The sequence below is a fragment of the Lysobacter yananisis genome (assembly GCF_031199375.1).
In the GTDB taxonomy this organism is placed as follows: Bacteria; Pseudomonadota; Gammaproteobacteria; order Xanthomonadales; family Xanthomonadaceae; genus Lysobacter; species Lysobacter yananisis.
The window spans coordinates 5,718,836-5,732,650 of the sequence record NZ_CP133568.1 but is presented as its reverse complement, the minus strand read 5'-3'; the positions used below and the strand labels follow the sequence as shown (position 1 = coordinate 5,732,650).

The window sequence follows — 13,815 nt, the reverse complement described above, 5'->3', positions numbered from 1 at the left end:
GACACTTGGCGGTTGCGAGCGGTCGCCGGCGGCCCCATTACTCCGGCGATTGAACTTTTGCCCCGACAGGGTTGTCCCATTGCTCGGCCCAGCGCCGAGCCGACAGGAGTGCCGGCGCGGTATGGCCGATAACGAGTTGTTGGACCAGGAGCTGGTCAGGCGTGTCCAGCGCGGCGACAGCGCGGCCTTCGATGCCTTGGTGCGCAAGTACCAGCATCGGATCACCGCGTTGATCGGGCGCTACATTCCCGACTGGAGCGAATGCCAGGACGTGGCCCAGGAAACCTTCATCCGCGCCTACCGCGCGATGGCGAATTTCCGCGGCGACGCCCAGTTCTATACGTGGTTGCACCGTATCGCCGTGAATACCGCCAAAAACTACCTCGTCGCCCAGAACCGTCGCCCGCCGACCGACGACATCGACGCCGGCGACGCCGAGCAGTTCGAGACCGGCGTGCGCCTGCGCGACACCGACACCCCCGAACACGAACTGCTGCGGCAGGAGATCGAACGCACGGTCATGCGCGTGGTCGACTCCCTGCCGGAGGAACTGAGATCGGCGATCACCCTGCGCGAGGTGGATGGCCTGAGCTACGAAGAGATCGCGCAGAAGATGAATTGTCCGATCGGCACCGTGCGTTCGCGCATCTTCCGCGCCCGCGAGGCGATCGATACGGAACTTCGGCCCCTTCTGGACAATCAAGACCAGGGTACTCACCGCACCAGGGAGCGCGCTCACTGATGACTTCCACCATTCACTCAGGCGACGACAACGAGACGCTGAGCGCGCTGTTCGACGGCGAGCTCGACGGCGATGCCGCGCGCTTCGCCTTCAAGCGGCTCAGCCACGACGGACAATGGCGCGAGGCCTGCGGCCGCTGGCAGCTGTGCGGCGACGTGCTGCGGCGCCGCGCCCACGGCGCGGCCGAGCCGGCGCCGGGCTTCGCCGCGACCGGCTTCGCCGAGCGCGTCGCCGCGGCCATCGCCGCCGACGCGGCGCTGCAGGCCAGCCAGGCCGCCGCGGCCCCGCCGGCGCAAACCGAAATCAAGCCGCGCAAGGCTGCCGGCTCGCGCCGCGGCTGGATCGGCGGCGCGGCGCTGGCGGCTTCGGTCGCGGTCGCGGCGCTGTTCGTGGCGCGGCCGTTCTCCGACGAGGCCGCCGGTGGCGTGGCCGATCCGGCCCAGGTCGCGGCGCAGGCCGCGCCGGGCGCGGCTCCGGCCCAGCCCGCCGCTCCGGCCGTACCGCAACCGGCTCCGGCCCAGGCGCCGCAAGCGCTGGCCGCGCAGACGCCGGCGACCGCCGAGACCGGGCTGACCTCGGCCGATGCGTCCGGCATCGCCGCGGGCGCGGCGGTGGCCGTGGCCGAGCTGCCGCGCCGCCTCAACGAACGCCGTTCGCGCGGGCAGAGCCAACGCGCCGCCGTGCGCGCATCCGAGCGTCAGACCCAGGAGGCGCCGTTGCAGGTCGCCGCCGCCGGCGCGCCGATGACCGCCGTCGCCGATGCCGGCCACGCCAACCCGTTCCGGCCGCAATCGGGCGAAACCCCGGCGGCGCGGCCGTGGCCGCGCGCGGCGTTGCCGAACTACCCGAGCAGCAGCGCCTACAGCGCGAGCTACGGCAGTTCCGGGCTGGTGTCGCCGTCGTTCTACCCGTTCGAGCCGGCGCAGGATGCGTCCGCCGCGCGAACCCGGCCGCCGGTCCAGGAACCGCAGCCGCCGCAGCCATAGGCTGTCCGATCGCTTGCTGATCGATGCGGGCCCGCCCGCATCGCGCCGGCCGGGTCCGCGCCGACGACGATGGCCGGACCCTCCCCGAATTCCCTCCCGCCTGCGCGGCCCGCCCGCGCAACGGGGTCGGTTTGCCGCGGTTTTGCCGCCAATCGCCCCTCACCCTGGACAACCCCAGCCGTACCGAGGCCGCCGTCATGACCCTGCCGATCCACGTTCCGACCCAGACTTCCCCCGCACGCCGCCGGCCGCTCCAGTCGCTAGCCCTGGTCGGCGCGATCATCGCCGCGCTGCCGGTGGCCTGCACCGCGCAGCCGCCGACCGCGCCGATCGCGCCGCCGCCGTCGGCGACGCCGTCCGCGCCCATCGTCGCCGGCCTGCCGGACTTCACCGCGCTGGTGCAGCGCGTGGGCCCGGCGGTGGTCAACATCAGCGCCGAGATCACGCCCAAGCGCCAGGCGCGCTCGCGCAACCAGATGCCCGACGAGGACCAGATCCCCGAATTCTTCCGCCGCTTCTTCGGCCCCGACTTCCCCGGCCCGGGCGGCCAGGGTCCCGGCCAGCAGGGCCCGCGCCAGCCGCGCGGCGGCGGGCGTTCGATCGGCAGCGGCTTCCTGATCTCGCAGGACGGCTACGTGCTGACCAACCACCACGTGGTCGACGGCGCCGACAACGTCACCGTCAAGCTCACCGACCGGCGCGAGTTCAAGGCCAAGGTGATCGGTAGCGACGAGCAGTCCGACGTCGCCCTGCTCAAGATCGACGCCAAGGGCCTGCCGTTCCTGCGCAGCGCCAACGCCGGGCTGACCAAGGCCGGCCAGTGGGTGGTGGCGATCGGCTCGCCGTTCGGCCTCGACCATTCGGTCACCGCCGGCATCGTCAGCGCGGTCGGCCGCGCCAACCCGTACGCCGACCAGCGCTACGTGCCCTTCATCCAGACCGACGTGGCGATCAACCAGGGCAACTCCGGCGGCCCGCTGCTCAACACCGCGGGCGAGGTGGTCGGCATCAATTCGCAGATCTTCTCCAACTCCGGCGGCTACATGGGCGTGAGCTTCGCGATCCCGATCGACGTGGCGATGAACTCGGCCGAGCAGCTGCGGGCCAAGGGCAAGGTCAGCCGCGGCCAGTTGGGCGTGGTGGTGCAGGCGATGACCATCGACGGCGCCAAGAGCCTGGGCCTGCCCGACGCCAACGGCGCGCTGATCTCGCAGGTGGTGCCGGGCGGCCCGGCCGAGAAGGCCGGCCTGCAGGCCGGCGACGTGATCCGCAGCGTCAACGGCACCGCGGTGCGCGAATCCAGCGACCTGCCGCCGCTGATCGGCAACATGGCGCCGGGCTCCAAGGCCCGGCTGGGCGTGTTCCGCGAGGGCAAGACGGTCGAGCTCAACGTCGCCGTCAACGAACTCGACGCGAGCCTGGCCGGCGGCGCGGCCGGTTCGGAGCCGTCCGACCGCGACGATGCCTCGGCGCCGAACGCCAAGGGCAATCCGCTCAACCTGATCGTTCAGGACGTCGACCAGGCCGCGCGCCAGCGCCTGGGCCTGAAGGCGGGCGAGGGCGTGCTGGTGCGCGATCCGGGCGACGCCGGCGATGCCGGGGTGCGCCCGGGCGACGTGGTGCTGTCGGTCGGCCGCACCGCGGTCGGCAACGCGGCGGCGCTGAACCGGGCCCTGGCCGGGGTGCGCCCGGGCCAGACCGTGATGCTGCTGGTCCGGCGCGGCGCCCAGACCCAGTTCATCGCGGTCCAGGCGGCCGAAACGAAGTGAGGCGCGCCGGCGTCGCGGCCGCGCGGACCCGCACGGGCGGGGCCGGCGCGGTCGCCGGCGCCGGCACGGATCGGACGCCCGCCGCATCGCGGCGGGCGTCTTCGCATCCGCCGCCGGGCCTTGCCGGGCCGGGCGGACAGGGCGATCCGTGAACGCGGACGCCTGTCGCCGCGCGCGGATCGCCGCCCGGGCGCCAACTCCCGTCGAGGGCTGTGCGATAATGTCCCGTTAATTTTCCTGTCCGCTCAACCTTGGAGCCGGCGAGTCCCGCGTCGCCCTGCATGCACCTGATCAGAAACTTCTCCATCATCGCCCACGTCGACCACGGCAAGTCGACGCTCGCCGACCGCATCATCCAACTGTGCGGAGGCCTCGAAGCGCGCGAGATGGAAGCGCAGGTGCTCGATTCCAATCCGATCGAGCGCGAACGCGGCATCACCATCAAGGCGCAGTCCGTTTCCTTGCCGTACAAGGCCAAGGACGGCAACACCTACCAGCTCAACTTCATCGACACCCCCGGCCACGTCGACTTCAGCTACGAAGTCAGCCGTTCGCTGGCCGCCTGCGAGGGCGCGCTGCTGGTGGTCGACGCCGCCCAGGGCGTGGAAGCGCAGTCGGTGGCCAACTGCTACACCGCGGTCGAGCAGGGCCTGGAAGTGGTTCCGGTGCTCAACAAGATCGACCTGCCCACCGCCGACATCGAGCGCGCCAAGACCGAGATCGAAGCGGTCATCGGCATCGACGCCGAGGACGCGGTGGCGATCAGCGCCAAGACCGGCCTCAACGTCGAACTGGTGCTGGAGGCGATCGTCCACCGCATTCCGCCGCCGAAGCCGCGCGACACCGACAAGCTGCAGGCGCTGATCATCGATTCGTGGTTCGACAACTACCTCGGCGTGGTCTCGCTGGTGCGGGTCATGCAGGGCGAGATCAAGCCGGGCAGCAAGATCCTGGTGATGTCGACCGGGCGCACCCACCAGGTCGACAAGGTCGGCGTGTTCACCCCCAAGCGCAAGGAGTTGCCGAAGCTCGGCGCCGGCGAAGTGGGCTGGATCACCGCCTCGATCAAGGACGTGCACGGCGCGCCGGTCGGCGACACCCTGACCCTGGCCGGCGATCCGGCGCCCGGGCCGCTGCCGGGCTTCCAGGAAATGCAGCCGCGCGTGTTCGCCGGCCTGTTCCCGGTCGACGCCGAGGACTACCCGTCGCTGCGCGAGGCGCTGGAAAAGCTGCGCCTCAACGACGCCGCGCTGCGCTTCGAGCCGGAAAGCTCCGAGGCGATGGGCTTCGGTTTCCGTTGCGGCTTCCTCGGCATGCTGCACATGGAGATCGTGCAGGAGCGGCTGGAGCGCGAGTACGACCTCAACCTGATCAGCACCGCGCCGACGGTGATCTACGAGGTGCTCAAGACCGACGGCACCACGATCCCGATGGACAATCCGGCCAAGCTGCCGCCGGTGAACATGGTCGAGGAGATCCGCGAGCCGGTGATCCGCGCCAATATCCTCACCCCGCCGGACTACATCGGCAACGTGATCAAGCTGTGCGAGGAAAAGCGCGGCGTGCAGATCGGCATCACCTATATGGCCAGCCAGGTGCAGATCAGCTACGAGCTGCCGATGGCCGAGGTGGTGCTGGACTTCTTCGACAAGCTGAAGTCGGTGAGCCGCGGCTACGCGTCGCTGGACTATCACTTCCTGCGTTTCCAGGAAGGCCCGTTCGTGCGCGTGGACACGCTGATCAACGGCGACAAGGTCGATGCGCTGTCGATCATCGTCCATCGCAGCCACGCCGACCGGCGCGGCCGCGAGCTGTGCGAGAAGATGAAGGACCTGATCCCGCGGCAGATGTTCGACGTCGCCATCCAGGCCGCGATCGGCTCGCAGATCATCGCCCGCAGCACGGTCAAGGCCATGCGCAAGAACGTTTTGGCCAAGTGCTATGGTGGCGACATCACCCGCAAGAAGAAGCTCCTCGAGAAGCAGAAAGAGGGCAAGAAGCGGATGAAGCAGGTCGGTCGGGTCGAAATTCCGCAGGAAGCGTTCCTGGCGGTGCTCTCGACCGACAGCAAGTAATCCGGACGGGAATAGGGAGTGGGGAATCGGCCATGGCCGGCGCGCTGCCGGCGCCGCGGGTTCGCTGAGGTTTTCGTCTTCATCAACTAACCACGGATCGGGCGGAGGATCGGCGGAACACGAGGGCGGCGCGGCCGCTTCCCGGTTCCCCGTTCCGGCTCCCGGCCCGGACAAGGAACAAGCATGCGTTGGTTCGAAATCGTCCTGGTGTCGCTGACCCTGTTCACCGGCGTGATCTGGCTGCTCGACAAGCTGGTGCTGGCCAAGCGCCGCGCCGCGCGCGAGGGACTGCTCGACGACGGCAAGGAGCCGGTGGTCGTCGACTATTCCAAGGCGTTCTTCCCGGTGCTGTTCGTGGTGCTGATCCTGCGCAGCTTCATCGCCGAGCCGTTCCGGATTCCGTCGAACTCGATGATGCCGACCCTGCTGACCGGCGACTTCATCCTGGTCAACAAGTTCACCTACGGCCTGCGCCTGCCGATCAGCAACCAGAAGGTGCTGCCGATGGGCGAGCCGGCGCGCGGCGACGTGGTCGTGTTCCGTCCGCCGCACCATCCCGAGCAGGACTGGATCAAGCGCATCATCGGTCTGCCGGGCGACAAGATCAGCTATCGCGACGGCCGCCTGACGGTGAACGGCGAACCGGTGCCCTACACTCCGATCGGCACCTACCAGGGTCGCGGCAAGGGCGTCGAAATGACCGGCGCGCAGGAGTTGAGCGAGCAGATCGGCAACCACGTGCACCGCATCCTGCTGCGCACCGAGTCGCCGCTGCTGGACCAGGGCGAAGGCGATTGGGTGGTGCCGAAGGGCGAATATTTTGTGATGGGCGACAATCGCGACAACAGCGAGGACAGCCGATACTGGGGCTTCCTGCCGGAGCAGAACCTGCGCGGCCGGGCGTTCCTGATCTGGATGAACTTCGACGAAGGCGTGGATTTTTCCCGGATCGGTAATAGCATTCCTTGACGGCCGGGCCGTCGCGGCGGGGGTTCGCGACGGCGGGGTCGGGCGGTAGGGAGCGGCGTGCCCTGGATGGCAAGCACGATCGGCAATCGGGATCCAATGGGGATACAGGCTCATGAAGCGTAATCAGCGCGGCATCACTCTGCTCGGTTTCATCATCACGCTGGCCGTGGTCGGCGTTTTCGCCTACGTCGGCATGAAGCTGGTGCCGATGTACACCGACTACTACTCGGTCAAGCGTTCCCTCGCCGATCTGGCCAAGGAACCCGGCGCCGGCCAGATGGATGCGGCCAAGGCGCGCGACCTGTTCTTCCGCCGCATGGACATGAGCTATGTGGACAGCGTCAAGCAGGAGCACTTCAAGGTGCAGCGCAACGACCGCGGCCTGGAAATCACCGTCGCCTACGAAGTGCGTCGTCCGCTGATCGCCAATCTCGATGTCGTCGGCCATTTCGAAGCCAAGCAAGCGTTGACCAGCAAAGAAGGTGACTGATCCGATCTCCCATCGCTTCGCCAACCCGGCCCTGCTGGAGCAAGCGCTGACCCACCGCAGCGCCGGGGCGCCGCATAACGAGCGCCTGGAGTTCCTCGGCGACGCGTTGGTGAACCTGATCGTGGCCGAGGCGCTGTACCAGCGCTGGCCGCAGGCCGACGAGGGCGCGCTGACCCGCGCCCGGGCCGAGTTGGTGCGCGAATCGGCGCTGGCGCCGATCGCGCGCACCCTGGAACTCGGCGCCCGGTTGACCCTGGGCCCGGGCGAGATGAAATCCGGCGGCCACCGCCGCGACTCGATCCTGGCCGATGCGCTGGAAGCCGTGGTCGGAGCGATCTACCTCGACGCCGGCTTCGAGACCTGCCGCGCCCAGGTGCTGCCGTGGTTCGTGCCGGCGATGGAGGCCCTGCCGCCGGCGCACAAGGTCGGCAAGGACGCCAAGACCCGTTTGCAGGAATGGCTGCAGGGCCGGCAGAAGCCGCTGCCGCTGTACGCGTTGCTGGCGGAGAGCGGCGAAGACCACGCCAAGACCTTCCGGGTCAGCTGCACCGTCGGCCAGCCGCCGCTGAGCGCCGAGGGCGAGGCCGGTTCGCGCCGCGCCGCCGAGCAACTCGCGGCCGAAGAGGTCCTGCGCTTGCTCAAGGCCGACGACTGAGGGCGCGGGTTCGGGGTTGTTGGACGCTTGAGGCCCGCTTTTGGCGGGCCTTGCCGTTTGCGGGGGCGGGTGGGCGGTCGCCGGCCGCCCGAGCCGTCGAATCCGTCCGGATGCGGCGACCTGCGCCTAGCGTCATCCCCGCGAAGGCCAGTATCCAGGCAGGGCGCTGAAGTCTCTGGATTCCCGCTTTCGCGGGAATGGCGGCAGGCGGGGCCGGGCGGCTCGCGGCGTTACCCGATTCCGAATCCCCGATCCCTAAATTTGCCGTCCCCGCCGCTCAAGCGGACAATTCCCCCATGACCTCCACTCCGCACCGCGCCGGCTACGTCGCCGTCATCGGCCGACCCAACGTCGGCAAATCCACCCTGACCAACGCCCTCGTCGGCGCCAAGGTCAGCATCGTCTCGCCGCGTCCGCAGACCACGCGCCACCGCTTGCTCGGCATCGCCACCTTCCCCGAAGGCCAGGTGTTGCTGGTCGACACCCCCGGCATCCACCGCGAACAGAAGCGGGCGATGAACCGGATGATGAACCGCGCCGCGCGCGGCTCGCTCGAAGGCGTCGACGCCGCGCTGCTGGTCGTGCGCGCCGGCCAATGGGACGACGAGGACACGCTCGCCTACGACGCCCTGCGCGGCGCCGGCCTGCCGGTGGTGCTGGTGGTCAACCAGGTCGACCGCATCGCCGACAAGACCAAGCTGCTGCCGTACCTGGCGCAGATCACCGAAGGCCGCGAGTTCGCCGGCGTGCATCCGATCTCCGCGCTCAAGCGCAGCGGCCTGGAGGCGCTGGTCAAGACCGTGCTGGCGCTGCTGCCCGAGCAGGGTCCGCTGTACGGCGAGGACGAGATCACCGACAAGAGCCAGCGCTTCCTCGCCGGCGAGATGGTGCGCGAGCAGCTCATGCGCCAGCTCGGCGAGGAACTGCCGTACGCGACCACGGTCGAGATCGAACGCTTCGAAGTCGACGGCGCGATGCTGCGCATCGGCGCGGTGATCTGGGTCGAGCGCGACGGCCAGAAGGCCATCGTCATCGGCAAGGCCGGTTCGCGCCTGCGCGAAATCGGCGCCAAGGCGCGGGTGCAGATGGAGCACCTGTTCGGCGCCAAGGTGTTCCTGGAAACCTGGGTGCGGGTGCGCGAGGGCTGGTCGGACGACGAAGCGGCGCTGCGGCAGTTGGGTTACGAATGATGGTTCGGGACCCGGGACCCGGGACACGGGACCCGTAGGCAACAGTCGAGATCCCGGGAATATCGCCATGAAGGCAGTAGTTCCCACGGTTGTGTTTTTTAGCCTTTCCCGAGTCCCGAGTCCCGAGTCCCGAGTCCCGAGTCCCGGGTCCCGGGTCCCGGGTCCCGCCCCCGAGCCCATGCGCCTGACCGCCGAACCCGCCTACATCCTCCACGTCCGTCCCTGGCGCGAGACCAGCGTGCTGGTGGAAGCGCTGAGCGAGCAGCACGGCCGGATCGGCCTGGTCGCGCGCGGGGTGCAGGGGCCGAAGAAGCAGGTCCTGCGCGCGGCGTTGCAGCCGTTCCAGCACGTGCGCCTGGATGCCTTGCTGCGCGGCGAACTGGCGCGGCTGGCGACGGCCGAAGCGATCGACGCGGCGCCGCGCCTGCACGGCGACGCCGCGCTGGCCGGGTTCTACGTCAACGAACTGCTGCTGCGGCTGGTGCCGCGCGGCGACCCGTTCGCGGAGCTGTACGATCTCTACGGCCGCACCCGCGCGCGCCTGGACGGCCCGCACCTGGCCTGGACCCTGCGCCGTTTCGAGCGCGACCTGCTCGACGCGCTGGGCTCGGGCCTGGACTGGAGCGCGGACGCCGACGGCGCCCCGATCGATCCGGCCGCACGCTACCGTCTCGACCCGGAGCAGGGCGCGCGCCGCCTGCTCAGCGACCGCGGCCACGGCGAACGCAGCGCCGCGGCGACCGGCCGCGCCCTGCTGGCCCTGGCCGAAGACCGCCAGCCCGAGCCCAGCGACCTGCCGGGCCTGCGCTACGCCTTGCGCTCGGTGCTGGTCCACCACCTCGGCCCGCGCGGGCTGAAATCCTGGGAAATGATGGCCGACCTGGCGCGCGTGTCCCGCCCCGCGGTGCGCGACGACAACCCCTGAGCCGCCGCGGGCTACGCCTGTAGAGCGCGAGCCCGACCTGTAAACCGCGCCTGCAGACTTGGTCTCGTGGGAGGGCCTTCAGGCCCGATGCTTTTCGCTCAGATCACGACAAAACCACCCGAGCCAGTCGGCGCTGTGCGCAGCGACGCGCCAAGCACCGGCCCGCATCGCTTCTGTGGGAGGGCCTTCAGGCCCGACGCTTCCCGCTCAGATCACGGCGAAACCACCCGAGCCAATCGGCGCTGTCCGCAGCGACGTGCCACACACCGGCCCGAACCGCTTCTGTGGAAGGGCCTTCAGTCCCGACGCTTCCCGTTCGGATCGCCGCTTAGCCCGTGGTTCAACCCGCCAATTCGATCGTCTCGCGCGCCACCTGATCGAACCGCGCCAGCCCTTCGGCCGAATCCAGCTGCGCCTGCAGCGCCTGCACCGTCTGCCCCAACCGCGCCGCGCCGACGAAGCCGCAACTGGCGCGCAGCTTGTGCAGTTCGCCGCGCAGGGCGTCGAGGTTGCCGAGCTGGGCCGCGGCCAGGATCGAGCGTCGCGCGTTCGGCAATTCCTGCACGAACAACCCGCGCAGGGTCAGGATGTGGGCGCGGTTGCCGTTGAGCGCGCGAGCGGCGGACTCGTCGTCCCAGACCGGCGCGGTGTCGGCGTCGGCCGCGCACGCGGAAGCCGGCGCATCGGGTTCGGGCAGGCCCAGCAGGCGCCGGATCGCGCCGCGCACCGCGGCCGCCGGCAAGGGCTTGACCAGCACTTCGCAGAAGCCCGAGGCGATCAGGCGGTCGCGCACCTCGCTCTCGCCGGTGGCGGTGTGCGCCAGCGCCGGCGTGGCCGGGTGCGAGCGGCGCAGGCGCTCGAGCAGTTCGCTGCCGCTGCCGTCGGGCAGGTGCGCATCGAACAGCCACAGTTGGTAATCGGTCGAAGCGCCCAGCGCCATCGCCGCGGCCAGACTGTCGGCGCCGTCGACCTGCGCCGGCACGGCTTCCACGGCCGCGGTCAGAAAGGCTCGGCTGGTGGGGTCGTCCTCGACCAGCAACACGCGTGGGACCTGGGAATTCTTCATTGCCGGTTCGCTTCCGCCCGCTATCCTGCTTCCATGCTGCGGACCATGTTACGCCTACTGATGGGGTTGTCGCTGCCCCTGCTCGGGGCGGTCTGCCTGTGGGCGCTGCCGGCCGATGGTGAGGCGCGCACGCTGAACGCCAGGATCGCCCGCGTCGCCACCGGCGTGGCCCAGCTGGAACGGGTGCAGGTGCGCCTGTCCTGGCCCGACGGCGCGGCGCAGGGCGAACTGGAGCTGCGCGCCGGCCGGATCGATGCGCCGGATCTGGGCTACCGCTTCGACGAGGTCGCCTGGCGTTGCCCGCTGCGCCGCGACGGTCGCGGCGGCTGGCGGTGCGAGGGCGAAGTGCGCGGGCAGGGCGGGGCGCCGATGAAGTTGGCGCTGGACCTGGGCGTGGCCAGCACCGACGCGCGCCTGAGCCGCGGCGCCAGCGTCATCTCGCTGCAGCGCGCCGCCGCCACGCCCGACGCCACCCGCATCGACCTGGCCCGGGTGCCTCTGGCCTGGGCCCAGGCGTTGGCGGCGAAGGCCTGGAGCGAGGGCCGGATCAAGTCCGGCAGCGTCGACGGCCGCCTCGATCTCACCGCGCCGGCGCGCGCGCCGCTGCGCATCGCCGGCGAACTGAGCGTGGACGGCGCCGGTTTCGACACGCCCGACGGCCTGGTCGCCGGCGAGAAACTGGCCGCGCGCCTGCGCGTGGACAGCGAGCTGGGCGCGGTCACCCGCCTGCGCCTGGGCGGGCGCCTGCTCGACGGCGAGATGCTGTTCGGCAACGCCTACATCGCCCTGCGCGGCAAGCCGGTGGCGCTGGACCTGCAGGCCGAGAGCGGGCCCGGCGGCGGCTGGCGCCTGCCGCGCATCGCCTGGCGCGATCCCGGCGCGCTCGATGCGGAAGGCAGCGCCGCGCTGCGCGGCGATGCGAGCCTGGACGCGCTCGACCTGCAATTGGCCAGTCCGGACTTGGCGCCGCTGCGCGAACGCTACCTGTCGGGCTTCCTCGGCCTGGCCGGGCTGTCCAAGCTGGAACTGTCCGGCGGCCTCGATGCCCAACTGAGCCTGCGCGGCGGCGACCTGTCGCAGGCGCGCGCGCAGTTGCGCGAGGTGCGCCTGCGCGACGAACAGGGGCGGTTCCGTTTCGACGGCCTCGACGGCAGCCTGGCCTATTCCGACGCCGCCTCGCGCGAGAGCGAACTGAGCTGGCGCAGCGGCGCGCTGTACGGCCTGGAATTCGGCCCCACCCGGCTGCCGTTCTCCAGCGACCACGGCGAATTCCGGCTGCAGCGCGCGATCTCGTTCCCGATGCTCGGCGGCCGGGTCGGCGCCGACAACCTGCGCCTGCGTCCGCCGGCCGGCGGCAAGGGCCTGGACCTGCGTTTCGGCCTGAACCTGGACCGGCTCGACGTCGCCCAGCTGTCCAAGGCGCTGGACTGGCCGGCCTTCACCGGCGAGCTCAGCGGCCGCATCCCCGAGGCGCATTACGCCGACGAGCGACTGGAACTCGACGGCGGCCTGGCGATGCAGTTGTTCGGCGGCACCGTCGAGGTATCGTCGCTGGCGATGGAGCGGCCGTTCGGCGTCGCGCCCACGCTGAGCTCGGACCTGGCGCTGCGCAACATCGACCTGGAGTCGCTGACCGGCGTGTTCGGCTTCGGCAGCATCACCGGGCGCCTGTACGGCCGCATCGACCAGCTGCGCCTGGTCGACTGGCAGCCGACCGCGTTCGACGCCGAACTGCATACCGAAAAAGCCCGCGGCGTGCGCCAGCGCATCAGCCAGCGCGCGGTGCAGGACCTGTCCAGCGTCGGCGATTCGTCCTTCGTCGGCAGCCTGCAGGACCGGCTGATCGGCTTCTTCGACGACTTCGGCTACGCCCGCCTGGGCATCTCCTGCAAGCTCGCCGACGAGGTCTGCCAGATGGGCGGGCTCGGCGCGGCCAAGGCCGGCCCCGACGGCAAGCCCGGCTTCACCATCGTCCGCGGCGCCGGCGTGCCGCACCTGGACGTGGTCGGCTACAACCACCGGGTCGACTGGCCGACCCTGCTCGAACGCATGGAGGCGGTCAGCAAGGGCGAGCTCAAGCCGGTGGTGCAGTAAGGCCGCCGCGCGCGGCCGGGCGGGACGGGGCCGCGGCGCGGCCGGCCGGCCGGCGTAGCCTTGCCGTTCAACGCCGCCGTGGTTCAATGGCGGGCATTCGTTCACTGCCGCGGACGGACCGGCGGCCCGCCGCGCCGGACGCGCACAACCAGAAGGATCCGCTCATGCGCCGTTGGATGGGAGTACCGGTCGCCGCCGTGATGTTGACGGCCTGCGTGACCATCAACGTCTACTTCCCGGCCGCCGAGGCCAAGGAAGCGGCCAAGGAATTCGTCGAGAAGGTCATCGGCGACACGCCCGCGGCGCAGCCGCAGGCCCAGCCGTCGGAAGGCGGCAAGTCCGGCGGCAGCGCCGCGCTTGATCGCCCGTCGCTGCGCTGGGGCGAACTGGCCAGCCGCATCGACTGGTGGTCGGTGGCCGGTATCGGCAGCGCCCGCGCGCAGTCGCCGGACATCTCGATCAAGACCCCGGCGATCCAGGCGATCCAGTCGCGCATGGCCCAGCGCTTCGATTCGCAGCTGCGCGCGCAGTTCGACTCCGGCGCGCTCGGCTTCGCCAGCAACGGCACCGTGAGCGTGCGCGACGCGGCCAAGATCCCGCTGTCCGACCGGGTCGGCGTCAATCAGGCGGTGGCCGACCAGAACCGCGATTCCAATGCGGTCTACAAGGAAATCGCCGTGGCCAACAACCATCCCGAATGGGAAGGCCAGATCCGCCAGGTGTTCTCGAAGCAGTGGATCGAGAGCGCCAAGGGCGGTTGGTGGTACCAGGACGCGGGCGGGGCCTGGAAGCAGAAGTAATCGGGACCGGGGACCGGGGACCCGGGACCCGGTGAAAGCGAGAGCCCGCCGCTT

Annotated in this window: 12 protein-coding genes; 11 read left to right on the top strand and 1 reads right to left on the bottom strand. The window is 70.4% G+C overall.

Features of this window, described 5'->3' with window-relative positions; translation table 11 throughout:
* Positions 1-121 precede the first annotated feature (121 nt).
* From rpoE to recO, 9 genes are all read left to right on the top strand, one after another.
* A complete protein-coding gene (rpoE, locus tag RDV84_RS23590) occupies positions 122-742 on the top strand; it encodes an RNA polymerase sigma factor RpoE (protein WP_057946989.1) in 621 nt (206 codons plus the stop codon).
* Complete coding sequence (locus tag RDV84_RS23585; protein WP_078997354.1) at positions 742-1,728, top strand: sigma-E factor negative regulatory protein; 987 nt, start codon at positions 742-744, stop codon at positions 1,726-1,728. Before rpoE ends, RDV84_RS23585 begins: the two co-directional genes overlap by 1 nt.
* A 197-nt stretch (positions 1,729-1,925) precedes the next feature.
* Positions 1,926-3,497, top strand: a complete 1,572-nt coding sequence (locus RDV84_RS23580) for a Do family serine endopeptidase (RefSeq protein ID WP_309151822.1) — start codon at positions 1,926-1,928, stop codon at positions 3,495-3,497.
* A gap of 281 nt (positions 3,498-3,778) precedes the next feature.
* Positions 3,779-5,572: a translation elongation factor 4 gene (gene lepA / locus RDV84_RS23575; protein ID WP_057946991.1), complete on the top strand. Its 1,794-nt coding sequence runs from the start codon at positions 3,779-3,781 to the stop codon at positions 5,570-5,572.
* Between the two features lie 183 nt (positions 5,573-5,755).
* Positions 5,756-6,541 carry a signal peptidase I gene (lepB, locus tag RDV84_RS23570; protein WP_057946992.1) on the top strand — a complete coding sequence of 262 codons (786 nt, stop codon included), beginning with the start codon at positions 5,756-5,758 and terminating at the stop codon, positions 6,539-6,541.
* A 112-nt stretch (positions 6,542-6,653) separates the two neighbouring features.
* Positions 6,654-7,031 carry a DUF4845 domain-containing protein gene (locus tag RDV84_RS23565; protein ID WP_078997357.1) on the top strand — a complete coding sequence of 126 codons (378 nt, stop codon included), beginning with the start codon at positions 6,654-6,656 and terminating at the stop codon, positions 7,029-7,031.
* Positions 7,024-7,686 carry a ribonuclease III gene (gene rnc / locus RDV84_RS23560; RefSeq protein ID WP_078997358.1) on the top strand — a complete coding sequence of 221 codons (663 nt, stop codon included), beginning with the start codon at positions 7,024-7,026 and terminating at the stop codon, positions 7,684-7,686. The genes RDV84_RS23565 and rnc overlap by 8 nt, the downstream gene beginning before the upstream one ends.
* Before the next feature lie 296 nt (positions 7,687-7,982).
* A complete protein-coding gene (gene era, locus RDV84_RS23555; RefSeq protein ID WP_250443581.1) occupies positions 7,983-8,876 on the top strand; it encodes a GTPase Era in 894 nt (297 codons plus the stop codon).
* A 178-nt stretch (positions 8,877-9,054) separates the two neighbouring features.
* Positions 9,055-9,801, top strand: a complete 747-nt coding sequence (recO, locus tag RDV84_RS23550; RefSeq protein ID WP_309151821.1) for a DNA repair protein RecO — start codon at positions 9,055-9,057, stop codon at positions 9,799-9,801.
* A gap of 340 nt (positions 9,802-10,141) precedes the next feature.
* On the opposite strand, the gene RDV84_RS23545 is transcribed toward recO, so the two are convergent.
* Complete coding sequence (locus RDV84_RS23545; RefSeq protein WP_309151820.1) at positions 10,142-10,867, bottom strand: Hpt domain-containing response regulator; 726 nt, start codon at positions 10,865-10,867, stop codon at positions 10,142-10,144.
* Positions 10,868-10,912: 45 nt separating this feature from the next.
* On the opposite strand from RDV84_RS23545, the gene RDV84_RS23540 reads away from it, so the two are divergent.
* Both RDV84_RS23540 and RDV84_RS23535 read left to right on the top strand, forming a co-directional pair.
* Entirely contained in the window at positions 10,913-12,961 is a 2,049-nt protein-coding gene (locus RDV84_RS23540; protein WP_309151819.1) for a translocation/assembly module TamB domain-containing protein, read from the top strand.
* 164 nt (positions 12,962-13,125) lie between these two features.
* Positions 13,126-13,761, top strand: a complete 636-nt coding sequence (locus RDV84_RS23535; RefSeq protein ID WP_057946999.1) for a DUF1318 domain-containing protein — start codon at positions 13,126-13,128, stop codon at positions 13,759-13,761.
* Positions 13,762-13,815 lie beyond the last annotated feature (54 nt).

Coding starts and splice junctions, on each gene's coding strand:
- rpoE (WP_057946989.1), top strand. CDS start 122: ATGGCCGATAACGAGTTGTTGGACCAGGAGCTGGTCAGGCGTGTCCAG.
- RDV84_RS23585 (WP_078997354.1), top strand. CDS start 742: ATGACTTCCACCATTCACTCAGGCGACGACAACGAGACGCTGAGCGCG.
- RDV84_RS23580 (WP_309151822.1), top strand. CDS start 1,926: ATGACCCTGCCGATCCACGTTCCGACCCAGACTTCCCCCGCACGCCGC.
- lepA (WP_057946991.1), top strand. CDS start 3,779: ATGCACCTGATCAGAAACTTCTCCATCATCGCCCACGTCGACCACGGC.
- lepB (WP_057946992.1), top strand. CDS start 5,756: ATGCGTTGGTTCGAAATCGTCCTGGTGTCGCTGACCCTGTTCACCGGC.
- RDV84_RS23565 (WP_078997357.1), top strand. CDS start 6,654: ATGAAGCGTAATCAGCGCGGCATCACTCTGCTCGGTTTCATCATCACG.
- era (WP_250443581.1), top strand. CDS start 7,983: ATGACCTCCACTCCGCACCGCGCCGGCTACGTCGCCGTCATCGGCCGA.
- recO (WP_309151821.1), top strand. CDS start 9,055: ATGCGCCTGACCGCCGAACCCGCCTACATCCTCCACGTCCGTCCCTGG.
- RDV84_RS23545 (WP_309151820.1), bottom strand. CDS start 10,867: ATGAAGAATTCCCAGGTCCCACGCGTGTTGCTGGTCGAGGACGACCCC.
- RDV84_RS23540 (WP_309151819.1), top strand. CDS start 10,913: ATGTTACGCCTACTGATGGGGTTGTCGCTGCCCCTGCTCGGGGCGGTC.
- RDV84_RS23535 (WP_057946999.1), top strand. CDS start 13,126: ATGCGCCGTTGGATGGGAGTACCGGTCGCCGCCGTGATGTTGACGGCC.